The organism is Actinomadura oligospora ATCC 43269 (assembly GCF_000518265.1).
GTDB classification, from domain to species: domain Bacteria; phylum Actinomycetota; class Actinomycetes; order Streptosporangiales; family Streptosporangiaceae; genus Spirillospora; species Spirillospora oligospora.
In genome coordinates this window covers 1-24362 of sequence record NZ_KI912410.1, presented here as the reverse complement: position 1 = coordinate 24362, position 24362 = coordinate 1, and the positions used below count along the sequence as shown (strand labels likewise).

Genomic DNA, 24362 nt, shown 5'->3' with positions numbered 1-24362 from the left:
GCCGAGACGGTGCCGACTGATACCGAGGGGATTCCGGCGGACGCTCGGCCCGGCGGGGCCTATGACCGGTACGTGGCGGGGCTGGCGGCCGAGGGCAAGTTCTCCGGTGTGGTGATGTTGGCGCACCGGGGGCAGACGGTGCTGTCGCGCAGCTACGGAATGGCCGACAGGGAGAAGGGGATCCGCAACCACGCGGGCATCGCGTTCAACCTCAGTTCGGCGGGCAAGCCGTTCGGTCCGGTGGCCATCCTGCAGCTGGCGCAGCAGGGCAAGCTAAGGCTTTCGGACACGGTGGGCGCTCACCTGACGGGCTTCGCTAAGGAGATCGCCGAGCAGGTGACGATCCATCACCTGCTCAGCGGCACGTCTGGACTGAACAGCCCGGACGAGGATCTGCAGCGCGTCTTCCAGAGTCGGGACGAGGTGCACGAATTCTGTGAGCAGTGGGCTCGGCAGGCGAATCTGGTGGCTTCCCCTGGCACTCCCACCGACCACGCGGGTGCCGAGGTCGCCATCCCCGCGCTGATCGTGGAGGCCGTCACCGGGACCAAGTACTGGGACTACGTCCAGGAGAACATCTTCGGACGCTGTGGCATGACCGGGACGGCGTTCTACACCAGGCCGCAGTGGCTCACCGACGAACACATCGCGCACTCGTACATGCGGCAGGCCGACGGCAGCCAGATCGACGCCGTCCGCAACCTGGACAAGGGCAGCTCGGACCCGTGGCAGTTGGGCAAGAACCCCGGCCGCGCCTTCATCGACGCACCCGGGGACGGGGGCTTCGCCACCGCGCCGGACCTGGTCAAGTTCGCGGGGGCGCTCGCCGACGGCACGCTGCTGGACCGGCACTACGCCGAGCTGTTCACCGGACCCAAGATCCCTCACGCTCCCCAAGGAGGCGGAGGCGGAGGCGGCCTGGCCGCCGGGACGGCCCCCGCGGGCGCTTCGTTCGGGGCCTACGGGGTGCCGGTCAGCCTCGTCAACGGACAGTGGGTGGTCCACCGCGCCGGGGTCAACCCCGGCAGCGCGGCCAACTGGACCATCTACCCCGACACCGGATGGGTCGGGGTCATCCTCGCCAACTGCGACGGCGTGCCGTTCCAGGAGATCATCCAGCAGGAGATCCAGGCCATCACCGGTGGGGCCTGACGCCACGGAGGCATGCCCCTGCGATTTGTTCTCGGAGGCGTGAACTTCTTCGTGCTCTCGGGAGATCCAGACGCCCGGTTCGGGGCCCGGGTTCGGCGCGGAGCGGGTCGGATTGATCACGTCGGGTCGCACCAACCCCCGGGACGGTGGCCGCATCACACCCCACACAGCGCGGTCACGGAGATCGCGCCCCGAGGTTGGGAGCTCCCCCCATGCGCAAGATCCTGCTCTCCGGTGTGACCGCGGTGCTGGCGCTCAGCCTGACGGCCTGCAACTTCAACGTCAACGGCAAGACGTCGGCGTCGGGCCCCTCCACCGCCGCGCCCGCGCCGAGCGACAGCACCGCCCCGGGCCACGCGTCCGCCCCGTCCGGCAAGGCGTCCAGCCCCGGCGGCGACTCCGACGGCTCCGACCCGAGCCCCTCGGCGCGCCCCTGCGACCCGAACGTGTCGCCGATCCGCGAGGGCGCCTGCCCGGTCAAGTCCAAGTGGGGACGGCTGCGCTACCTGGCCTCCGGCAAGTACACCGTCGGCGACACCGCCTTCTTCACCACCCAGGACACCGTCCTGGTCGTCGCGAGCGGCACCTGCCCGGACGGCACCGGCTCCGGGCCCAACATGCGCTGCAGCCTCAACGGCATCGAGGACTGGATGCAGGCGTCCCCGCACAACGTCACCGTCAGCTTCTCCGGTGGGAACGCCACCAAGATCCAGGAAACCCAGTAACACCGAGCGCACCCGCGCACACATACGCACACGCACACGCCCGCGACCGCCTGCGGGATCCGGCTTCCGGGTCCCGGGCGCGCGGGCGGTGCGCGTTTCCGGGCAGGTGACGCCCGCCCCCTCACAGCCACGCCCCGCTGGTTCACCGGCGGGGCGTTTCTTGTGCGCGCCGGGCCCGCATCATCGACGGAGCCGCGGGCGCGTGAACGTGATTCCGGGGGCGAGCGGAGTAGAGGTGACGATCATCCTCTCGGAGGTGCCCATGCCGGACCCCATGGAAGGGGCGGAGACGTGACCGCCCCACCCGAAACGGCCTCGACGGACGCGGAGCTGCTCGCCGCGTCCGTCCGCGACCGCGACCGCTTCACCGCCGTCTACGACCGGCACTACGCCGACGTCCACCGCTACGTCGCCGGACGCCTCGGACCGCAGACGGCCGAGGACGTCGTGGCCGATACCTTCCTCGCCGCGTTCCGCCGCCGCGCCGCGTTCGACCCGTCCCGCGGGTCCGTCCGGCCCTGGCTGTTCGGCATCGCGACCAACCTCATCGCCCAGCACCGCCGCGCCGAGACCCGCCGCTACCAGGCGTTCGCCCAGGTCGGCGCGGACCCCCACCCCGGCGGACACGACGACCGGGTCGCGGCCTCGGTGTCCGCCGAACGGCTCCAGCCGGAGCTGGCCCGCGCGCTCGCCGCGCTGTCCCGCAAGGACCGCGACGTCGTCCTGCTCAAGGCCCTCGCCCAGCTTTCCAACGAGGAGATCGCCGAGGTCCTCGGCATCCCGTACGGCACCGTCGGCTCCCGCCTGAGCCGGGCGCGCATGAGGCTGCGCGCCGCACTCCCCGCCCACTCGAGAGGACTGTGACCATGGACGAGCTCCAGATGATCGCCACGATGCTGGACGAGCCGCCCACGCAGCAGAGCGAGGACGCCGTCCGCCACCGCCTCCTCAACGGGATGCGCGAGCCTGAGCTCCCGGCGCGACGCGCCTGGCGGCGTCCCGCCCTGTGGAGCGGCCTCGGCCTGACCGCCACCGCCGCCGCCGTCGCGGGGGCGGTCGTCCTGTCGTCCGGGACGTCCCCGCGCGCACCCGACCACGGGACGGCCACACAGCCGATGTCGGCGAAGACCGTGCTGCTCATCGCCGCCGAGCACGCCGAGGGCGCACCGGCCACCGGCAGGTACTGGCACGTCCTGAGGATCCAGTCGCGCGCCTTCCGGAACGAGCAGAAGGACTACTGGACGCTCGGACGGCAGCTGGTCGGCCAGTGGAGCCTGCCGGACGGCCGCTCCTGGACGGGATACCGGGGACTCGGCGCCGTGCCCATGACCGCCAGGGACGCGCCCGCGTTCCGGCGGGACGGTTCGCCCGACCCGAGCCCGATCTCCCCCACGCTCGACAAGGACACCACGACGAAGACGTTCCTGGTCTGCGGCAGTGCGATGACGTTCAAGCAGGTCCAGGCGCTGCCGGACGACCCCGGCAAGCTGAGGGACGCTCTGAGTCGGGCCGTCCTGCGCAACCACCCCACGGCGGGCCGGACCGCGGACGAGGTTGTGAAGTACTGCGTGCCCGACCTGCTCAGCTTCGTCCCCGCACCGCCGAAGGTGCGTGCCGCCGCCTACCGGATGCTCGCCACCATGCCCGGGGTCAGCACCAGGGGCCAGGTCACCGACGAGCGCGGACGCAAGGGGATCGCGCTGGAGGTGCGGGGCCGGCGCGGCATCACCGACACCGTGATCATCGACCCGGACTCCTCGCTCGTGCTGAGCACGTCGCGCACCGTTCCGGGCGTCCCCGGCCAGTTCGACAAGGTGCTGTACCTCCGCTCCGGCTGGACCGATGGCAACCCGGAGATCCCCACCCTCCCCTGACGACTGCCGGGGGCGAGGGTCGGCGGCGGGGCAACGCCGACCCCCGCGCGGACGCGTGAGGGCGTGGCTATTCTCGGCTTGTGGGCGAGATCGTGGTGGTACGCGATGGCTCTGGGCCGGACGTCCTGCTCGTGCATGGTGGGGCGGGCCCGAGGACCACGTGGGGCGCCTTGGCTCCGCTGGCCGCCAGGTGGACGTTGGGATACGTCCACCGCCGTGGCTATCCGCCGAGTCCACCATCCCAGAAGCGACAGGACTTCGAGGTGGACGCCGGAGACCTGGCGCCGCTGCTCGTCGGACGGCCACACGTCGTGGCCCACTCCTACGGCGTCCTCGGGACGTTGATCGCGACCGCCGCCGCGCCGGACGGCGTGCGCTCGCTCACCCTGATCGAGCCGCCGCTCAACCACCTCGTCCCTGACGATCCCGAGGTGGCGCGGCTCGAACGCATCGGCGACGCGGTCCTCACCCACGGCATGGGCACGGACCCGGACGAGCTGCGCGAGTTCCTCCGCCTCGCGGGAGCCCCCGTCGGGGACGGCCCGCTCCCCGAGTCCGTGGTCGCCGGGGTCCGGCGGGCGCACGGTTCCCGGCTGACCAGCGAGGCGCGCCCCCGACTCGACGTGATCCGGGACGCCGGTGTGCCGGTGCTCGTCGCGTCCGGAGGCCACACGTCCGCGCTCGAACGGATCTGCGACGCTCTCGCGGACGCGCTCGACGGCGAACGCGGCGTGCATCCGGGCGCCGGTCACTTCGTCGCCGCGGCGGAGGGCTTCGCCGAACGACTTGAGACCTTCCTGCGTTCGCTCGTCTAGCGTGGGCGGCGGCCTGATGTCGATCACCTGGGAGCCCGCGTGCGCTGGACCGTGAAGTCCGAGGAGCAGTTGTACCGGGACGGCTGGCTGGACATCCGGATCGCCGAGGTGGACGCCGGAGGCAGGACGCTGGACCACCGGCTGATCCGGACGCGGCCCAGCGCGGGGGTCGTGGTGGTCGACGAGCGGCGGCGCGTCCTGCTGATGTGGCGGCACCGTTTCATCCCCGACGCGTGGGGCTGGGAGATCCCGATGGGACGGATCGAGGACGGCGAGACCGCGTCGGCCGCCGCCGCGCGGGAGTGCGAGGAGGAGACGGGGTGGCGGCCGGACGGCCTCCTGCGCCCGCTCATGACCGTCCACCCGTCGCCGGGCATCAGCGACAGCGCCCACCACGTCTTCCGCGCGGACGGCGCGACGCACATCGGCCCGCCGACCGAGGGATGGGAGTCGGAGCGCATCGAGTGGCTGCCGCTCGCGGACGTCCCCTCGCTGATCGCCCAGTGGGAGATCACGAGCGGCTCGTCGGTCGCCGCCCTGCTGTACGCCCTCAGCACCGAGCCATGACCCGGCATCGGACGGGCCTCGGCGGAGGCTTGTCCGGGCGTCCTCCTTTCCGTCATGATTCCGGGCATCATCGGGGAAAGGGGCCTGATTTGCGGGGTTTCAGGTCGGCGGGGGTCGCGGTCGCGGCGGCTCTGCTCGCGGCGGGATGCGGGGGTTCCGGGGACGGCAAGCCGGTCGCCGCCACAACGCCCCCGAAGGTGCATTCGACGGCTCGTCCCACCTGCCTGATAAGCGATGCGGGCGGGTCCGCCGTCTGGGCCGGGGACACGCAGGTGCTGCTGCTCGGCACCGGGACCAAGGGCGTCGTCCTCGCGCCGCAGATCGACGGGAACGCCTGCAGCTGGACGGACGAGATGCACCGGCTCGCCAAGGCCGGGTACCGCGTCGCGGTCGTCAGCTACGAGGACGACCGGTCCAAGTCGCTTCCGGCCGCCGTGCGGGTGCTGACCTCGCAGGGAGCCACCAAGGTCGTGCTGATGGGGGCGTCCGCCGGGGGCGGGCTCGTCGTCGACCAGGCGGGCGGGATCAGTCCGGCTCCCGTGGGCGTGATCGCGGTCAGCCCGGTCGAGGTGTGGCCGCAGAAGCCGGGGCCGGAGGGGTACCGGGGCCCGATGCTGCTGCTGGAGTCCACGTCCGACACCGGCGCGCCGGTGAGTGAGGTGAAGGCGCTGGTCGGACGGCATCCGGGTGGGGCGCAGAGCCTGTACTTCGACGGGAACGACCACGGGTACTCGCTGGTGATGCTCCAGGACAGGGCGCGTCCCGCGATCGACGCCTTCCTCAAGAAGACGCTGGGGTGACCGGTGCGTCTCTACCTCTCCTCCTTCCGGATCGGTGACCGTCCGGACCTGCTGCTCGGGTTGTGCGGCGGGCAGCGGAAGGTCGCCGTCATCGCCGACGCGCTGGACGCGGCGTCCGAGGAGACACGGCGGGACGGCGTCCAACGGGAGATCGCCGCGCTGGCCGCGCTCGGGCTGGAAGGCGGCGAGATCGACCTTCGCGAGTTCGCCGGACGCCCTGGAGACCTGGCGGACGAGCTGGAACGCTTCCCCGCCGTGTGGGTGCGCGGCGGAAACGTGTTCGCGCTGCGCTACGCGATGGCGCGAAGCGGCGCGGACGCCCTCCTGACGAAGCTCGTCCAGGACGACGCGATCGTCTACGCCGGGTACAGCGCCGGAGCCTGCGTCCTCGCACCCAGCCTGCGCGGCCTGGAAGCCTACGACGACCCGAACCTGCACGGCCTGCTGACCTGCGACGATCCCAGCCAGCGCGGCCTAGAAGGCTCGGACGTCGTGCCCGAGACCGTCTGGGACGGGCTCGGCGTTCTCGACTTCGCGTTCGTCCCGCACGTCGGCTCACCGGGGCATCCCGAGTGCGAGGCGCTGACCCGGGTCGCGGACGGCTACCGCGCGAACGGGGTTCCGTTCAGGGCGCTGCGGGACGGGCAGGTGCTCGTCGTGGACGGGGAATCGTCCGCGATCGTCCTCTGAGTCGCGAAATACGTGTGAGTCGCATCACGCGAAGGGGTGGTCGGCGGGTTCGGCGCGACATACGTTCGTGGAGCCGCACGTCCCGGAGGGAGTGACTCCGCATGCCACGAATCCGTGTCGAGGTCGACGGGGAGACGTACGAGGACGACGTCGAACCGAGACTCCTGCTGGTCCACTATCTGCGTGAACGGCTGGGGAAGGTCGGGACCCCGGTCGGCTGCGACACCACCAACTGCGGCGCGTGCACCGTCCTGCTGGACGGGCTGAGCGTCAAGAGCTGCTCGGTCCTGGCCGTCCAGGCGGACGGGCTCCCGGTCACGACCGTCGAGGGGCTGAGCCTCGACGGGACCGGCGACCACCCGCTGCAGCAGGCGTTCCATCGCGCGCACGCGCTCCAGTGCGGGTACTGCACCCCTGGAATGATCATGGCTTCGCTCGACCTGCTGCGGGACAACCCCGACCCGTCCGAGCAGGAGGTCCGGGAGGGCCTGGAAGGCAACCTGTGCCGCTGCACGGGCTACCAGAACATCGTGCGGGCCGTCCGGAGCGCGGCCACCGAGATGCGCGGACGCGAGGTGACATCGTGACCGAGATCGGGCATGCCAGGCTCCGGTCCGAGGACACGCGCCTGATCACCGGGCGGACGCGCTGGACCGACAACCTCACCCCCGCCGGAACGCTGCACGTGGCGTACCTGCGCAGCCCCCACGCGCACGCCCGCATCGACAACGTCGACGTCGAGGCGGCCAAGCGCAGGCCGAACGTCGTGGCCGTCCTCTCGGGCAAGGACCTCGCCGAGGAGCAGGGCGCGCTGCCGTGCGCGTGGCAGGTCACCGAGGACATGAAGCTCCCCGCGCATCCGCCGATGGCGGTCGACGAGGTCCGGTACGCGGGCGAGCCCGTCGCGTGCGTGGTGGCGCGCGACCGGTACTCGGCCGTGGACGCGCTGGAGGACATCGACGTCGACTACACGCCGCTTCCCCCGGTCGTGGACATGGAACAGGCCGTCCAGGAGGGAGCCGACCTCGTCCACTCCGACATGGGGACGAACGCGTCCTACACGTGGGTGTTCGAGCAGGGTGACCTGGACGCCGCGATGCGGGACGCGCCCGTCGTGCTGGAGCGGCGGTTCGTCCAGCAGCGGCTGATCCCGACGGCGATGGAGCCGCGCGCGGTCCTCTGCGAGCCCGACGGCTCGGGCCCCACGATGGACTTCACGCTCCACTCGGCCACGCAGATCCCGCACATCCTGCGGCTGATGCTGTCGGTGGTCACCGAGATCCCCGAGCACCGGATCCGGGTCGTCGCGCCCGACGTCGGCGGCGGGTTCGGGTCGAAGCTCCAGGTGTACGGCGAGGAGGTGCTCGCGCTGCTGCTCGCGCGCCGCCTCGGACGCCCGGTGAAGTGGACGGAGTCGCGCAGCGAGGGCAACATGGCCGCCCACCACGGACGCGACCAGATCCAGAAGGTGACCCTCGCGGCCGACCGGGACGGGATCATCAAGGGCCTGAAGGTCGAGCTGCTCGCCGACATGGGCGCGTACCTGATGCTGGTCACGCCCGGGGTCCCGCTGCTCGGCGCGTTCATGTTCAACGGCATCTACAAGATGGACGCGTACTCCTTCACCTGCACGGGCGTGTTCACGAACAAGACCCCGACGGACGCCTACCGGGGCGCGGGACGTCCCGAGGCGACGTTCGCGATCGAGCGGCTCATGGACGAGCTGGCGGCCGAACTCGGCGTCGACCCGATCGAGGTGCGCCGCCGCAACTGGATCAGGCACGAGGAGTTCCCGTACGACACGATCGCCGGGCTCACCTACGACACCGGCAACTACGAGGCCGCGACCGAGAAGGCCCTCGCGCTGTTCGAGTACGACAAGCTGCGCGCCGAGCAGAAGGACCGGCGCGAGCGGCGGGACCCGGTGCAGCTCGGCATCGGCGTCTCGACCTACACCGAGATGTGCGGGCTCGCGCCGTCCCGGGTGCTCGGCTCGCTGTCGTACGGCGCGGGCGGCTGGGAGCACGCGTCGGTGCGCGTCCTGCCGTCCGGGAAGGTCGAGGTCGTGACCGGGTCGTCCGCGCACGGGCAGGGCCACGAGACCGCCTGGGCGCAGATCGCGTCGGACCGGCTCGGCGTCCCGTTCGAGGACGTGAAGGTGCTGCACGGTGACACCGCGGTGTCCCCGAAGGGCATGGACACCTACGGGTCGCGGTCGCTCGCGGTCGGCGGCGTCGCGCTGTACCGGGCCTGCGACAAGGTCGTGGAGAAGGCGAAGGCCATCGCCGCGCACCTGCTGGAGGCGTCCGAGGACGACCTGGACTTCGGCGGCGGACGGTTCAGCGTCCGGGGCGTCGAGGCGGCGGGCCTGTCGATCCAGGAGGTCTCGCAGGCCGCGTTCGCCGCGCACGACCTCCCGGAAGGCGTCGAGCCGACCCTCGACTCCGACGTCACCCACGACCCGGACAACTTCTCGTTCCCGCACGGCACCCACCTGTGCGCGGTCGAGGTCGACACCGAGACCGGCTTCACGAAGATCCGCGAGTACGTGGCCGTGGACGACGTCGGGACGGTCGTGAACCCGATGATCGTGGAAGGGCAGGTGCACGGCGGCCTCGCCCAGGGCATCGCACAGGCCCTCTACGAGGAGGCCGTGTACGACGCGGACGGCAACCTCACGACGACCACGATGGCCGACTACCTGCTGCCGTCCGCGGCCGACCTGCCGCACTTCACGACCGACCGCACCGAGACCCCCGCCGCCGGGAACCCGCTCGGCGTGAAGGGCGTGGGCGAGGCGGGCACGATCGCCTCGACCCCGGCCGTGGTCAACGCGATCGTGGACGCGCTGCGCCCGTCCGGCGTCCGCGACGTCCCGATGCCCTGCACGCCCGAACGCGTCTGGACGGCGCTGCGCGAGGGAGGCGCACGGTGATCCCCCCGACCTTCGAGTACCTGCGTCCGGAGTCGCTGGACGAGGCCGTCCGGATGCTGCCCGACGCGGGCGAGGACGCCAAGGTCCTCGCCGGAGGGCAGTCGCTCATGCCGCTGCTGCGGCTGCGCCTCGCCTACCCCGACGCCCTGGTCGACCTCGACCGCGTCGCGGAGCTGCGCGAGATCCGGGACGACGGCGACGCGATCGTCATCGGCGCGACCGCGACGCACCACCAGGTCGTGCGCGACCCGCTCGTCCGGGAGCACGCGCCGCTGGTCGCCGCCGCGACCGCGACCGTCGCGGACCCGGCCGTCCGGCACCGCGGCACGTTCGGCGGCTCGCTCGCGCACGCCGACCCGGCCGGTGACCTGCCCGCCGTGGCGCTCGCCCTGGACGTGGTGATGCTCGCGCGCTCGGCGTCCGGCGGCGACCGCGAGATCCCCGCCCGCGAGTTCTTCGTGGACTGGATGACCACCGCGCTGGAACCGGACGAGCTGCTCACCGGCGTCCGCATCCGGAAGCCGGGTCCGGGCTGGGGTTTCCACTACGAGAAGTTCCACCGGACGGCGCAGGCGTGGGCGATCGTCGGGGTCGCGTGCGCGGTCCGGCGCGTCCAGGGCGCGGTGGAGGACGTCCGGATCGGGCTCACGAACATGGGATCGGTGCCGCTCCGCGCGTCCGCCGTCGAGGAACGTCTCGGCGGCGGGACGCTGTCCGACAGCGCGTTGCGCGAGGCGTCCGAGCATGCCGCCGAGGGCACTGAACCACCGGCCGACCTGCACGGATCCGCCGACTACCGGAGGCACCTGGCCCGCGTCCTCACCCGCCGCGCGCTGACCGCCGCGACCACCCGCTGACGCGATCGGGCGCACGGCCGGAGGTGTCCGGCCGTGCGCCCGCCCGTGTGCCCTGAACGCGCACGCCGCACGTCCCCGTCTGGCGGGGAGCGACCGGGGGAACGTAGGGTCACGTCAACCCCCGGACGAAGAGAAGGACCCGAAACCATGGAGCTCGACCACGAATTCACCGTCCCCGTCCCGGTGGAGCGGGCCTGGTCGGTGCTGCTCGACGTGGAGCGCGTCGCGCTGTGCATGCCGGGCGCGACCCTCGACTCGGCGGCCGACGAGGAGTACCAGGGACGGCTCCGGGTGCGGGTCGGCGCCATGACGATCACCTACCGCGGCGTCGCCCGGATCGTCGTCGCGGACGAGGGCTCCCGGTCCCTCACGATCGACGCGCGCGCCAAGGAGGCGCGCGGCTCCGGCACCGCCAACGCGACCGTCCAGGCCCGGCTGCACGACGAGGACGGCACGACCCGCGTGATCGTCCACACCAAGCTGAACGTGACGGGCCGTCCGGCGCAGTTCGGCCGGAACATCCTGTCCGAGGTGGGCGGGAAGCTCATCGGCCGCTTCGCCAAGGCCCTCGCCGAGGAACTCGCCGCCTCCGACGACGACGCTTCCGAGCCGGTGAAGCAGGTGGCCGAGGCGAAGACGGCCCAGGCGACGCGTCCGGAGGTCGTCGAGCGGCCCGCCGCGCCGCAGCCCGACGAGACCCCGTCCGAGGACGAGACGCCCGCCGAGACGCCCGCCGAGACGCCCGCCGAGACGCCGCCGGTGCCGACCGTCCCGCGCCCGCGTCCGGTCAGCCCCGTCGAGCAGGACGTCCCCGAGAACCGGGCGGCAGAGGAAAGTAGCGGCCAGGACGCCGTGCCCGCGCCGGTCACCCGGATCCACCCGCGCCGCGAGGACGACGCGATCAACCTGCTGGAGGTCGCCGGTCCGTCCGTCGTGAAGCGGGCCCTCCCGGTCGCCGGGGCCGTCGCGTTCCTGCTGGCCCTCATCTACCTCCTGCGCCGACGCCGCCACTGACCTCCGGGCACGGGCTGGGGTCGGCGGAGGCCGCGCATCCCGATCGGATCGCCAAGGGGAGGTCAATGATCGTCCGGGTTACGGTCGCGACGTTGGCGGTGCGCGGGCGTGTTCCGGTCGGCTTGACCCGTGCACACCCTCGATGGACGGCCCGCCGGACCGGCGCATCCCCGTGACGCCTGGTGGTACCGGGAGCGGCGGGCGATCCTGTCACGCGAGCTGCGCCGCCTCGGCCCGCCCGGCCACGCCGCGCACCTCGGCTGCGGCGACGGCCGGGACACCCTCCAGCTGCGCGGGAACGGCTGGCGCACCACCGCGCTCGCCCCCGACCCGTCCGCCGCGCTCGCCCTCGGCGTGGACGCGCTGCGCGCCGACATGTGCCACCTGCCGCTGCCGTCGGGGACCATCGACCTCGCGGTCGCCTTCGACATCCTCGCCCGCGTCGAGAACGACCACGCCGCCGCCGCCGAGATCACGCGCGTGCTGCGTCCGGGCGGGACGGCCCTGGTGGCCGTCCCCCACGACATGCGGCTCTGGTCGACGCACGACCTGGCCGCCGGGCACGTCCGCCGCTACGGTCGCGACGCGCTGACCGCGCTGCTCACCGGGGCGGGCCTGGTCATCGAGCGGCTGTGGAACTGGAACGTGCTGCTGCGCCCGCTCGCCCGCCTGCGCCGCCACCACGTCGCGGGCTGGGAGACCCGGACACGCCACCCGGCCGCCGACCGCGTCCTCGGCTGGATCGTCCAGGCCGAGGACCTCCTCCCCCTGCACGGCCTGTCCGGCACGACCCTGATCGTCCGCGCCCACCGCCCCCCAGAAGCCCACCCGCTCACCCACGACGTCCCGCAGCACCCCTGACCAACCCGAACGCCGCCACCTCCACGCGCGCGGGTTAGTTGGCGAGGAGGCGGTCTAGCGCGCGGGAGGCGGCGTGGCCGTCGTCGTGGGGGCAGTAGGTGGCGCGGAAGGCCGCGTAGGCGTCGGCGTGGGGCGCGCAGGCGGTGTCGAGGTCGGCGAGGGCCTCGGCGACCTCCTCGGACGTCCGGACGACCGGGCCCGGGGCCTCCGCCTCGAAGTCGAGGTAGAAGCCGCGGACGGTGTCGCGGTACGCCTCCAGGTCGTAGGCGTAGAACACGATCGGCCTGCCGGTGACGGCGAAGTCGAACATCGCGGACGAGTAGTCGGTGACCAGGACGTCCGCGGCGAGGTACAGCTCGGCGATCTCCCCGTACCGGGACACGTCGATCACGAACCCGTCGGAGTCCGACCACGTCCGGTCGGTGATCAGGTAGTGCGCCCGGACGAGGAGGACGTGGTCGTCGCCGAGCCGTTCGCGCAGCCGAGCGAGGTCGAGTTCGAGCGAGAACGCGCGGCGGCCCGGCGCGAGGTGGTGGTCGTCCCGCCAGGTCGGGGCGTAGAGGACGACCCGCTTCCCCTCCGGAATTCCGAGCCGTTCCCGGACGCGCGCCGCGATCGCGTCGCCGTCCGGCGAACTCAGCAGGTCGTTGCGCGGGTACCCGGTCTCCAGGATCTCGCCGTCGTACCGGAACGCGCGCCGCATGATCGACGTGGTGAACGGGTTCGGCGAGATCAGGACGTCCCAGCGCGGGACCTCGCGCGCCATCCAGTCGAGCGTCTCGGTGCGCTTGTACGGCATGTCGCGCAGGTCGTGGGCGAGCCGCTTGAGGGGCGTCCCGTGCCAGGTCTGCAGGTAGGTCTGGCCCGCGCGCTTCACGAACCACGGCAGCTGGCCGTAGTTCCCGACGATCCAGCGCGCCCGCGCCATGACCTCGTAGTGCTCGCGGCTCCCCATCAGCACCGCGCGGGCGCCGTCCGGCACGTCGAACTGCCCGTCCCGCGTCACCCACACGCACTCGACGTCCGGACGCCGCCGCCGGAGCTCCTCGAACACCGCGCGCGGGCTGCACGAGTACTGGACGCCTTCGTACGAGTCGAAGACGGCGAGGTCGCGCAGCGGACGCTCGCGCATGCGCGGGTACTCGTCCTCCTGGATGCGCCGCTGCGCGTGGTGGCCGCGCTCGTCGTCCGCGAGGTCCTGCCGGACGTTGAGGGCGAGCGCGTCGCCCTGGTGCAGGCCGAACGCGATCTCGTGCAGCCCGGCGACCCTCGGATCGGGCAGGCCGGGGATGGCCGCACGCTCCATCACGACCATGGTCTCGCCGATCTCGGAGCCGACGACGAGGTCCCAGACGCCGCTGCCGAGCGGACGTCCGGAGCCGAACAGCGGCATCCGGCCGGGGGTCAGTTCGACGCGGAACGCGTGATCGTCCCAGGTCAGCGGGACGCGGTACTCCTCGTTCGACCGCCGCCGCCGGACGATCAGCTCGCCCGGGACAGGCCCCGCCGACATCTCGCCGGTCAGCACGAGCCGGTCGTCGCCGTCCGCCCAGCCGACGCCGGTGACCACCGGACGCCGGAACCGCTCGACGCCCCGGACGTTGCCGTACCGCGTCCGCGTCAGCGCGAAGTCCTGCGCGCCGACCGGGTAGCGCGCCTCGCCCACCCCGTCTGCGAACATGATCCGGATCGGCTTGTCCGCGCCGCACAGCCGGAACTCCCAGTTCACGCCGTCGCTGATGCGGGTCGCGCGGGAGACGCGGTCCTCGGCGGACGGGTCGGGGAGCAGCTCGTCCAGCGGCAGGTCGACAGTGAACCGCTTCCCGCCGTCCTCCGGCATCACGTCCTGGAGGGGCCTCTCGACCAGCCCCTGCCCGTGCTGCCGCCACACCCGGACGACCGGCGTCCCGCCGAGGGCGACGGACGTCCAGCCGTCCAGGCGCAGCGCGCCGTCCTCGGTGATCCGGTGCCCGAGGACGAGCGCCCGTTCCGGCTTCACCTGCACGACGAACCCGTCCGGATCGAAACACGGCTGCACCCTGAAGCGCCCGCCCTCACCGCGCCCGGCCTCGCCACGGCCGACGGCACCGCGCCCGGTAGCGCCGCGGGTGAGCGTCCGCGCGGGTGCCCAGCCCGCGCGGGGACGCTTCGGAGGGCCGACCCGGCGCTCGCCGCGCATGCCCTGCGCGTCCACGGCGACGTGCAGTTCCCAGGTCGTCCCGTGCCGGTGACCGGCCTTCCTGAGGCGGTCCGGGTCCAGCAGGAAGGTGAAGCCCGAGTGGGCGTAGTCCGCGGCCGACTGCCCGGACGCGGCCGTCACGTCAGGCCGGACGACCCGCTCGTGCGGAAGCTCGATCCGCCGCCCTCCGTGCCGGTCCTGAAGCCAGAGGCTCATCTTCAGGTCACGCGGAGAGGCTGCGGGGATCCGCGAGAAGTGCGCGTGCCCATCGATCCGGAGCCGCCCGTCCTCCCAGCGCACGTCGTCCACGTACGCCCACAGCCTCAGCTCGTCGGTGACGTCGTACACCTCGTCCGGGACGCCGCGCGCGACGTCCCCGAAGTACGGATAGTCCAGGTACCAGCGGTGCCGGAACACCCCGCGCCGGACGGCCGCCGTGTCCCGGTCGCCGGTCCTCTCGAACCGCAGGACCTCCAGCAGTTCCGGCACCATCCGGCGTTCCAGCAGGTGGAACCGGAGCCGTTTGCGCATCGGCAGCGACGCGCGGGCCCCGGGCGCGGAGTCCCGGAGGCAGCCGACGCCGAGGGCGACGATCCGCTCGCGCTCCTCGCCCGTCGCGAGGAGGAGGCTCTCGGTGAGGACGCCGAGGTCCACGTCCAGCGCGTACCGGTCGTAGGCGACCTTGAGCGCGGGGTCGTGCTCGTCCAGGAAGGCGTGCACGAGGCGGACCGACGTCATGCGGTCCTCCAGGTTGGCCGGCTCGGCCTTCCTCTTCGTGATGGATCCCTGGCGCTCACGCCAGTAGTAGACGGGCTGCGAGAACACGTCCACGGACGTCGCCAGGACGTGCGCGGCGACCATGACCGGCGAGTCCTCGTAGAGGATGCCGGGGAAGCTCAGCTCCCGCTCGTCCCAGAACGAGCGCCGGAACACCTTGTTCCAGACCATCCGGTCCTGCATGAGGTCGTGCTGCCGGGACACGTGCGTCCGCTCGACGCTCCGCGCGCACGGCTCCCGGTGCGCCCAGCACTGCCAGGTCCGCGCGTCGTTGAAGCGGCGGACGTTCCCGCACGCCATGTCGGACCCCGTCCGGTCCAGGCTCCCGGTCATCAGCTCGTAGGCGTACCGGGCGACCACGTCGTCGCTGTCCACGAACGCGAGGTACTCGCCGGTCGCGTGCCGGACGCCGGTGTTGCGCGCGGGCCCGAGCCCCTGGTTCTCCTGCTGGACGAGCCGGAACCGCGGGTCCCGGTCGGCGAACGCCTTGGCGATGACCGCGCAGTTGTCCGGCGACCCGTCGTCCACCATGACGACCTCGAGGTCGTCGAGGGTCTGCCGGGCGAGCGAGACCAGGCACTCCTCCAGGTACTCCTCCACGTCGTGGAACGGGACGACGATGCTGATCTTCGGTGCCACAGGGCGCTCCAGGGTGATGCGGGCCAGAGGACGGGGCGTCAGCGGTCAGGTTCGTCTGGAGGGGGACGGGGCAGGGGTCAGAGGATCGCGTCCAGGACGCGCGCGGCGGCGCGTCCGTCGTCGTGGGGGCAGTAGCGGTCCTGGAAGGCGGTGTAGCGGGCGGCGTAGGCGGGGACGACCGTGTCCAGCGCGCGGAGGGCGTCGGTCAGGTCGTCCTGGGTGCGCAGCACCGGGCCCGGGGCCTCGGCCTCCAGGTCGATGTAGAGACCGCCGCCCGGCTCGTCCTCCTGCGGGTGGAACAGGATCGGCCTGCCGGTCACGGCGAAGTCGAACATCGCCGACGAGTGGTCCGTGACCAGCACGTCCGCGACCAGGTACAGCTCGGCGATGTCCGGATAGGACGAGACGTCCAGGACGGCGGCGTCCGCCGGGACGGGCGTCCGGCCGGTGACCAGGTGGTGGGTGCGCAGCAGCAGGACGTGGCGCGGTCCGAGCGCGGCGGACATGCGCGCGAGATCGAGCGCGGGCCGGAACCCGCGTCCTGCGCCCCGCGCGTCGTTCCGCCAGGTCGGCGCGTACATGACGACGCGCTTGCCGGACGGGATGCCGAGCCGCAGCCGGACGGCGTCGGCCATCCGCTCGCGGTGCGCGCTGGCGAAGATGTCGTTGCGCGGATACCCGCTGACCAGCAGCTCGCCGTCGTAGCCGAACGCGCGGCGGAAGTGCGGCACGGAGAACCAGTTCTGGGCGAGCAGCAGGTCCCACTGCGGGACGTCGTGCTCCATCCAGGGCCGCCTCCCGGCGCGCCGCTCGGGCCGGTCGGCGACGTCCCAGCCGATCCTCTTCAGCGGCGTCCCGTGCCAGCACTGCACGTAGGTCTGGCCGTCGCGCTTGGCGAACCACTCCGGCTGCGACCAGTTCCCGAACACGTAGCGGGCGGCGGCCATCACCTCGTAGTGCTCGCGGCTCCCGGCGAGGACGGTCCGCGCCCCGGTGGGCGTGCCGAAGTCGGCGTTCCGGGTCACCCAGACGCAGTCGAGATCGCTGCGCCGCCGCCGGAGCTCGTCGTGCAGCCCGCGCGGATTGCACGAGTACTGGCGTCCCCGGTACGAGTCGAAGACGACCAGGTCACGGACGGGACGGACGCGCTGGGCGGCATAGTGGCGACGCTGGATCCGGGCCTGCCGGTACGCGCCGCGCTCCTCCTCGCCGAGCGCCGTCCGGACCTTGAGCCGGACGGCCCCGTCCCCGCCCGCGAGCAGCGTCAGCTCGTGCCGTCCGCTGACGCGCGGCCCGGGGAGCCCGGCGGCGGGACGGCGCTCGGCGAGCACCGGACGCTCGCCCGCGAGCAGCTCCCAGCGCCCCGGGACGAGTGGACGGTCGAGCCCGAGCGACCGCATCCGGCGCGGCGTGAGCGTCCCGACGAACAACCGTCCCTGCCAGCTCAGCGGGATCGTGTACCGCTCCCCCGAGTCGTGCCGCCGGATCGTCAGGACGTCCGGGCTGGAACCGGGATCGGCGCAGGTCCCGGCCAGGTGCAGGGTGCCGTCGGCCCGCCAGAACGCCTCGGTCAGGACCAGGTGCGGCGCGCGGCTGATCCCGCAGAGGTCGCCGGAGCGCGACACGGTCAGCGCGAACTCGGCGTCGTCCACGGCGTACCGGCCCTCGCGGACGTCCGCCGGGACGATCACCTTCAGCCCGCCGGTGACCGCGAACGACCAGTCGGCGCGGACGGCGGTGAGGTCGGCGAGCGGCAGCCGCGCGCGGAACGCGACGCCGCCGGCCGCCTCGTCGTCGATCCGCTCGACCCGATCGATCCTCGCCCGGACCTTGGCGAGGCCGCGCGCGGTCGCCGTCAGGCACGCCTTCGGGCCCGGGTCGTCGAGCAGCACGCCCCGGACCTCCAGGTGGTCGCCGCTCCGGCCGTGCCCGGTCAGGACGGCGTCGCTCGTCCTGATCCGCAGCAGCTGGCGGCCGTCCGCCGCGATCGTCTGCAGCCGGACCTCGGAGGACAGCGGGCGGTCCAGCGGCCACCGCTCGCCCGCCCTCGGGGGCGCGAGCGTCCGCCGCCGGTGCACGCCCTGCGTCGCGATCTCCACGCAGAGCCGCCAGTCGCCGGTGCGCCAGCGGCCGAGCAGCTTCAGCGCCGCCGGATCGATCTCCGCGGTGAACCCCGAGTCGTCGTAGCAAGACGCGGTCTGCCCGGACGCCGCGGTCACGTCGGGACGGCGCGTCCGCCGGACCGGGACGCGCACCAGTCCGGGCCGTCCGCTCGCGAGGAGCCATAGCCGGATGCGGCTGCCCTCGGCGTCCAGCATCGGGATGTAGGCGTGCCCTTCGACGCGCAGCCGGTCCCCGGCCCAGACGAGGCTGTCGACGCGCGCGACCGGCCGCATCTCGTCGGTCACGTCGTACACGTGCGCGGGAACGCCGAGCGACGCGTCCTCGAAGTAGGGGTGGCAGGCGAACCAGCGGGCCCGGCGGCCCCGCCGCACCACCGGCACGTTCACGGCCTCCCCCGCGAGCTCGTGCCGGACGACCTCCAGCAGCTCGCCGCCCAGCCCCCGGGTGAGGAGGTGCAGCTTGAGCCGGGTCAGCGCGGGCAGCCCGGCGGGGACGGACGGGACGAGCCGTCCGGCGATCTCCGCGCCGAGCGCCGTCAGCGCGGCGCGCTCCGCCTCGTCCGCGCGGGCCAGCGCGGACATCAGCGCGGCCAGCTCGATCCGGACCAGCACGTGCTCGTCATAGAACCGGACCGCGCCCGGAGCCTCGCGGCTCAGGAAGTCGCGATCGGCGCTCGCCGTGGCCAGCCGCTCGGTCAGGGCCCGCCGCTCGGCCATGGAATGCCGCTCGCCCAGGGGGCGCGGCTCGCCCCGGCGGCCTCGCGCGGACGGGTACGCGACGTCCAGCACGTCGATCTTCTCCGCGAGCGCAAGAGCCCGGACCGCCGTCGAACGTTCCCCGTTCGCGCAGGTCAGGCCGCCGCGCTCCCAGAAGCTCCGCCGGAACACCTTCCCCGCCAGGCCCGGATCGTGCATCAGCCTGGGGCTCCGGAGCAGGCTCGTGCGCTCGACGTTCGTCCGCCCGGACACCGCGAGATCGGCCCCGGTCCGGTCCAGGGACGCCGCGAGGACGGCGAAGAACGCCGAAGGGACGACGTCGGCGGCGTCCACGAAGGCGAGCAGCCTCCCGTCCGCAGCCGCGACCCCCGCGTCCCGCGCCGCGTCCAACCCTCCCGGGGAGACCGGCTGAGCATCGTCCAGAGACGAGTGCTCAGCGTCCGGCCTGTCCGATCCGTCGGGCTCGGACTCGGGCTGCTCGACGAGACGGAAACGGCCGTCCCGGGCGGCCATCTCCTTGGCCACGACCGCGCCCGCGTCGTCCGACCCGGCGTCCACCAGGACGACCTCCAGGTCACGCAGCCGCTGCTCGGCGAGAGCCGTGAGGCAGGCGTCGAGGTGTTCCTCGGCGTTGCGGAACGGGACGACCACGCTGAGCTTCGGGGACATGCCTCCAGGATGGTCACACCTGGTGACCGGGCAGGCCCGGATCGTCATCGCCAGGCCGCCCCCTGACCCAGACTTGACCCGACCGTGGCGCGTCCCCGCGCGCCCTGTCCCCCCTGGTCAGCCGCCGGTTCGCAGGCCCGGCCACTCCTTGGCGACGGCCTCGCGGAGCGCCTCGGCGAGCGTCGCGAACTCGTCCGGGCGGGCCGAGGTGCTCCGGTACGCCAGCCCGATCCGGCGGGACGGCGCGGGCGCGGCGAAGCGGTGCTCGGAGAGGCCCGCGGCCCGGCGCGTCTCGACGGCGAGCGCGGTCTCGGGGACGAGCGTCACGCCCAGCCCGCCCGCCACCAGCTGGACGAGCGTGGACAGGCTCGTCGCGTACGTCGCGGACCCGGCGCGCGCGCCGACCTCGCGGCACACGTCCAGGGCCTGGTCGCGCAGGCAGTGGCCCTCGTTCAGCAGGATCACGTCCAGGTCGTTCAGCGTGTCCCGCTCGACCAGCGGCGGCAGCTCCGCCCCGGCGGGCGCGACGAGCGCGAAGTCCTCGTCGTAGAGGGTGAGTTCGGTCACCCCGGACGCCGGGACGGGCAACGCCAGCAGGATCACGTCCAGCCGTCCGGCGAGCAGCTCGCCGGTGATCTCACCGGTCTGCTCCTCGTGCACCGACAACTCAAGCTCGGGGAACCGCGCGGCCAGGTGCGGCAGGACGACCGGCAGCAGGTACGGCGCGACCGTCGGGATCACGCCGAGCCGCAGCGGCCCGACCAGCGGCCCGCGGACCGCCTCGACGTCCTCGACCAGCCGGTCCAGCTCGGCCATGACGGTCTCGGCGCGGCGCGCGACCCGCTCCCCGGCGGGTGTCAGGAGCACCCTGCGTGTCGTACGCTCCACCAACCGGGTGTTCAGCGCCTCCTCCAGCGCGGCCACGGACCCCGACAGCGCGGGCTGGCTCATCCGGAGGGCCGCCGCCGCGTCCCGGAAGTGCAGGTACTCGGCCAGCGCCAGGAACGCCCGCAGCTGGGCGACGGTCGGACGGCTGATAGCCAACTCCTATCACTCGAGTCACACTGATCCGATTTCTCTTTTCACCGTACCTGGTGCACCCTGGTCATCGTCGGTCGGCGGGGGGCATGACCGAGATGGCTCCCCCACGGCCTGACCTGCCAGGACGTGTCCCGCCGCCGCGCGTGGCCGTCCTTTCGGAGTCGCAAACCAAAGGAGCCCTGCGTGCTTACCGTCGGAGACCAGTTCCCCGAGTACGAGCTGACCGCCTGCGTCTCGCTGGACGCGGACAACGCCTTCGAGACGATCAACCACAAGACCTACGAGGGCAAGTGGCGCGTGGTGTTCTTCTGGCCGAAGGACTTCACCTTCATCTGTCCGACCGAGATCGCCGAGTTCGGCCGCCTCAACGAGGAGTTCGCCGACCGTGACGCCCAGGTCCTCGGCGCGTCCGTCGACAACGAGTTCGTCCACTTCGCGTGGCGCAAGGACCACCCGGACCTGCGCGAGCTCCCGTTCCCGATGCTGTCGGACCTGAACCGCGAGCTCACCTCCGAGCTCGGCATCCTCACCCCGGACGGCGTCGCCCAGCGCGCCACCTTCATCGTCGACCCGAACAACGAGATCCAGTTCTCGATGGTCACCGCGGGCTCGGTCGGCCGGAACGTCAAGGAGGTCCTCCGGGTCCTCGACGCCCTGCAGAGCGACGAGCTGTGCCCCTGCAACTGGAACAAGGGCGAGGACACCCTCGACGCCGCCAAGCTGATGGCCGGCGCGGACGCCTGACCCTCCCCTGCCCCACCCCGCCGCCCAACCCGCGGCACCGCCGCATGATCAGCGGCACGGCCGCGGCGCGCGGCGACGCCGCCTGACGTGCGGCGCCCGCCGCGCGCATCGCGGCACCCGAGGAAGCGGCCGGTCGCGGACGACCGCGGCCGGCCGCAGCCGTCCCCGAAAGGAACCCGACATGAGCGTCGACGCGCTGAAGGCCGCCCTCCCCGACTACGCCAAGGACACCAAGCTGAACCTGGGCTCGGTGACGACCACCTCGTCGCTGTCCGAGCAGCAGCTCTGGGGCACGGTGCTCGTCTCCGCCCTGGCCAGCCGCAACGCCCGGGTCGTCCGCGAGATCGCCGACGACGCCGCCGACTACCTGTCGGCCGAGGCGTTCGACGCGGCCAAGGCCGCCGCGTCCATCATGGCGATGAACAACATCTACTACCGCTCGACGCACCTGCTGAGCGACGACACCTACGAGACGCTGCGCGCGGGCCTGCGGATGAACATCATCGGCAAGCCGGGCGTCGAGAAGACCGACTTCGAGCTCTGGTGCCTCGCCGTCTCCGCGATCAACGGCTGCGGCAAGTGCCTGGACTCGCACGAGAAGGTCCTGCGCGACGCGGGCATGCCGCGCGAGCAGATCCAGGAGGCCCTGAAGATCGCCTCCGTCGTCCACGCCGCCGCCCTCACCCTCGAGGCCGAAGAGGCCCTCGCCCCCGCCACGGTCTGACGCCCGCCCCTTCCCAGCCCGAAGGTGAAGTCCTTCGGCCGGAAGAACACCACGCGCCACCAGAGCCCGGACCGGAGTCCTCCGAGCCGGGCTCTCGCACGTCACAGGCCGTCCCCCACCCCCGCAAGCTCCCACCATCGGGGGTGTCCACCAGGATGCCGACCAGGACGGGCGCGCCGCCGTCACGGACGACGCCGAGGGTAAGGCCCTCCGCCCAGCCGACAGCACCCAGCCGCTCGGCGGACGCCGACGCCGCCACGGCCAGACCTGCGCCCGCACCACGACCAGCGCGCCCGCCAACGCCCACCCGCACGGCGTCCCCGTCCACGCACCGCCCAGCCCCGGGCCAGGCTCGCGGCGGTCCCACCTGGACCGCATCCCCGTCCAGGCACCGCCCGACCGCGCCGCGTCCCGTCCACGGGTCGCCCGACCCCTGATCGCCCGTCAACGCGGAAAGGCCCCGGACAACCGTCCGGGGCCTTCCCACAAACTCAAACCACGCGGCCGCGCCCGCCACCGCGCGAGCGCGCCACCGGCCGCCCGGCGGACGACGCGGAAGGCGGACCCTCCGGGCGGCAGGTCGCCGGGAGGGTCACTCCCACTCGATGGTGCCCGGGGGCTTGCTGGTGACGTCGACGACGACGCGGTTGACCTCGCGGACCTCGTTGGTGATCCGGGTGGAGATCTTCGACAGGACGTCGTAGGGCAGCCGGGCCCAGTCGGCGGTCATGGCGTCCTCGCTGGTCACCGGGCGCAGCACGACCGGGTGGCCGTAGGTGCGGCCGTCGCCCTGGACGCCGACCGAGCGGACGTCGGCGAGCAGCACGACCGGGAACTGCCAGATCTCGCGGTCGAGGCCGGCGCGGGTCAGCTCCTCGCGGGCGATCGCGTCGGCGTCGCGCAGGATGTCCAGCCGCTCGCGGTTCACGGCGCCGATGATCCGGATGCCGAGGCCGGGGCCGGGGAAGGGCTGCCGCCAGACGATCTCGGCGGGCAGGCCGAGCTGCTCGCCGAGCGCGCGGACCTCGTCCTTGAACAGCGTGCGCAGCGGCTCGACCAGCGTGAACTGCAGGTCCTCGGGCAGGCCGCCGACGTTGTGGTGGGACTTGATGTTGGCCGCGCCGGTGCCGCCGCCCGACTCCACCACGTCCGGGTACAGGGTGCCCTGGACGAGGAACTCGACCTCCTCGGCGGAGGTGCCGACGATCTCCCGCGCGGCCTCCTCGAACACCCGGATGAACTCGCGGCCGATGATCTTCCGCTTGGTCTCGGGGTCGGTGACGCCGTCCAGCGCGGTGAGGAACCGCTCCTGGGCGTCCACGACGTGCAGGTTGACGCCGGTGGCGGCGACGAAGTCCTTCTCGACCTGCTCGGCCTCGCCCTTGCGCAGCAGCCCGTGGTCGACGAACACGCAGGTCAGCTGGGATCCGATGGCGCGCTGGACGAGCGCCGCCGCGACCGCCGAGTCCACGCCGCCGGACAGCCCGCAGATCGCCCGCTTGTCCCCGACCTGCTTGCGGACCTCCTCGATCGACTCCTCGGCGATGTTGACCATCGTCCACCCGGGACGGCAGCCCGCGCCCTCGTAGAGGAACCGGCGGAGCACCTCCATCCCGTGCTCGGTGTGCAGCACCTCGGGGTGGAACTGGACGCCGTAGAGGCCGCGCTCCCGGTCCTCCATGCCCGCGACCGGGGTGACGTCGGTGGACGCCGTGACCGTGAAGCCCTCGGGCGCGGCCGACACGTAGTCGCGGTGCGACATCCACACCTTCTGCCTCGCGGGGAGCCCCTCGAGCAGCGTGCCCGGCGTGGCGGCCAGCGCGATCTCGGCGCCGCCGTACTCGGCGACCTCGGAGTTGGCGACCGTGCCGCCGAGCGCCTGGGCCATCACCTGGTGGCCGTAGCAGATGCCCAGCGTCGGGACGCCGATGTCGAACAGGCCCTCCTGCGCGGCCGGGGCCCCTTCCTCGTACACCGAGGCCGGGCCGCCGGACAGGATGATCGCCTTCGGCTTCTTCGCGAGCATCTCCGACGCCGACATGGTCGACGGGACGATCTCGGAGAACACGTTGCACTCACGGACGCGCCGGGCGATCAGCTGCGCGTACTGCGCGCCGAAGTCGACGACGAGAACGGTGTCAAAGGACTGGTCTACTGCCACCAACAGCGCCTTTCGCGGTACGGACGAGGCGGAGAGTTACTTCCAGTTTAGGGGCCTCTGCCTGCGCCGATGCCCCCGCCCCGCGTGGCCCCCACCACGCTGCGCCTCTGTCCGATAACGGACGGCGCCGAATCCCCCGCGGTCCGAGCACTCGCGGCCACCCTCTGATACGTCTTGACGACGCACCGTGGCCATCCCCGCCGTCCCGCAAAGGAGATCCGTGAACCCTCTCCTCGCCACTCTCCTCCTAGCCACCACCCCCCTCACCCCCCACCCCCTGGCCCTCCCCTCCCACCCC

General features: G+C 72.7%; 19 protein-coding genes. 15 read left to right on the top strand and 4 right to left on the bottom strand.

What is annotated here, in order from left to right:
- The first annotated feature begins 72 nt into the window (after positions 1-72).
- The 13 genes from P696_RS0131745 to P696_RS49385 all read left to right on the top strand — a co-directional run bounded on the left by P696_RS0131745 (position 73) and on the right by P696_RS49385 (position 12290).
- Complete coding sequence (locus P696_RS0131745; RefSeq protein ID WP_211245906.1) at positions 73-1152, top strand: serine hydrolase domain-containing protein; 1080 nt, start codon at positions 73-75, stop codon at positions 1150-1152.
- 212 nt (positions 1153-1364) lie between these two features.
- Positions 1365-1877 (top strand): hypothetical protein, encoded by a 513-nt coding sequence (locus tag P696_RS0131740; RefSeq protein WP_026415488.1) that lies wholly within the window; start codon positions 1365-1367, stop codon positions 1875-1877.
- Between the two features lie 291 nt (positions 1878-2168).
- The gene (locus P696_RS0131730; protein WP_026415487.1) at positions 2169-2741 is read left to right on the top strand and encodes an RNA polymerase sigma factor; all 573 of its coding nucleotides are present in this window, start codon (positions 2169-2171) and stop codon (positions 2739-2741) included.
- Positions 2742-2743: 2 nt separating this feature from the next.
- Positions 2744-3751, top strand: coding sequence for a CU044_5270 family protein (locus tag P696_RS0131725; RefSeq protein WP_034488129.1), 1008 nt, complete (start codon positions 2744-2746; stop codon positions 3749-3751).
- Between the two features lie 80 nt (positions 3752-3831).
- A complete protein-coding gene (locus tag P696_RS0131720) occupies positions 3832-4566 on the top strand; it encodes an alpha/beta fold hydrolase (RefSeq protein WP_026415485.1) in 735 nt (244 codons plus the stop codon).
- A gap of 39 nt (positions 4567-4605) precedes the next feature.
- Positions 4606-5133, top strand: a complete 528-nt coding sequence (locus P696_RS0131715; RefSeq protein WP_026415484.1) for an NUDIX hydrolase — start codon at positions 4606-4608, stop codon at positions 5131-5133.
- An 89-nt stretch (positions 5134-5222) separates the two neighbouring features.
- Positions 5223-5933, top strand: a complete 711-nt coding sequence (locus tag P696_RS0131710; RefSeq protein WP_157430046.1) for an alpha/beta hydrolase — start codon at positions 5223-5225, stop codon at positions 5931-5933.
- Between the two features lie 3 nt (positions 5934-5936).
- Entirely contained in the window at positions 5937-6623 is a 687-nt protein-coding gene (locus P696_RS0131705; protein WP_026415482.1) for a Type 1 glutamine amidotransferase-like domain-containing protein, read from the top strand.
- A gap of 101 nt (positions 6624-6724) precedes the next feature.
- Positions 6725-7210 carry a (2Fe-2S)-binding protein gene (locus tag P696_RS0131700; protein WP_026415481.1) on the top strand — a complete coding sequence of 162 codons (486 nt, stop codon included), beginning with the start codon at positions 6725-6727 and terminating at the stop codon, positions 7208-7210.
- Positions 7207-9558, top strand: coding sequence for a xanthine dehydrogenase family protein molybdopterin-binding subunit (locus P696_RS0131695; protein WP_245627895.1), 2352 nt, complete (start codon positions 7207-7209; stop codon positions 9556-9558). The genes P696_RS0131700 and P696_RS0131695 overlap by 4 nt, the downstream gene beginning before the upstream one ends.
- Positions 9555-10415: an FAD binding domain-containing protein gene (locus P696_RS0131690; RefSeq protein WP_026415479.1), complete on the top strand. Its 861-nt coding sequence runs from the start codon at positions 9555-9557 to the stop codon at positions 10413-10415. The genes P696_RS0131695 and P696_RS0131690 overlap by 4 nt, the downstream gene beginning before the upstream one ends.
- Positions 10416-10562: 147 nt before the next feature.
- On the top strand, positions 10563-11429 hold the full coding sequence (locus P696_RS0131685) for an SRPBCC family protein (RefSeq protein ID WP_026415478.1): 867 nt from the start codon (positions 10563-10565) through the stop codon (positions 11427-11429).
- A gap of 129 nt (positions 11430-11558) precedes the next feature.
- Positions 11559-12290, top strand: a complete 732-nt coding sequence (locus P696_RS49385) for a class I SAM-dependent methyltransferase (RefSeq protein WP_051468420.1) — start codon at positions 11559-11561, stop codon at positions 12288-12290.
- A gap of 34 nt (positions 12291-12324) precedes the next feature.
- On the opposite strand, the gene P696_RS0131675 is transcribed toward P696_RS49385, so the two are convergent.
- The 3 genes from P696_RS0131675 to P696_RS0131665 all read right to left on the bottom strand — a co-directional run bounded on the left by P696_RS0131675 (position 12325) and on the right by P696_RS0131665 (position 20438).
- Complete coding sequence (locus P696_RS0131675) at positions 12325-15885, bottom strand: bifunctional glycosyltransferase/CDP-glycerol:glycerophosphate glycerophosphotransferase (RefSeq protein WP_026415477.1); 3561 nt, start codon at positions 15883-15885, stop codon at positions 12325-12327.
- A gap of 77 nt (positions 15886-15962) precedes the next feature.
- The gene (locus P696_RS0131670; protein WP_026415476.1) at positions 15963-19394 is read right to left on the bottom strand and encodes a bifunctional glycosyltransferase/CDP-glycerol:glycerophosphate glycerophosphotransferase; all 3432 of its coding nucleotides are present in this window, start codon (positions 19392-19394) and stop codon (positions 15963-15965) included.
- A 117-nt stretch (positions 19395-19511) separates the two neighbouring features.
- Positions 19512-20438, bottom strand: a complete 927-nt coding sequence (locus tag P696_RS0131665) for a hydrogen peroxide-inducible genes activator (protein WP_026415475.1) — start codon at positions 20436-20438, stop codon at positions 19512-19514.
- A gap of 180 nt (positions 20439-20618) precedes the next feature.
- On the opposite strand from P696_RS0131665, the gene P696_RS0131660 reads away from it, so the two are divergent.
- Both P696_RS0131660 and ahpD read left to right on the top strand, forming a co-directional pair.
- The gene (locus P696_RS0131660; protein WP_026415474.1) at positions 20619-21179 is read left to right on the top strand and encodes a peroxiredoxin; all 561 of its coding nucleotides are present in this window, start codon (positions 20619-20621) and stop codon (positions 21177-21179) included.
- 181 nt (positions 21180-21360) lie between these two features.
- A complete protein-coding gene (gene ahpD, locus P696_RS0131655) occupies positions 21361-21903 on the top strand; it encodes an alkylhydroperoxidase, AhpD family (protein WP_026415473.1) in 543 nt (180 codons plus the stop codon).
- Between the two features lie 592 nt (positions 21904-22495).
- Here ahpD and guaA read toward each other — a convergent pair.
- Entirely contained in the window at positions 22496-24064 is a 1569-nt protein-coding gene (gene guaA, locus P696_RS0131650) for a glutamine-hydrolyzing GMP synthase (protein WP_211245905.1), read from the bottom strand.
- Positions 24065-24362 lie beyond the last annotated feature (298 nt).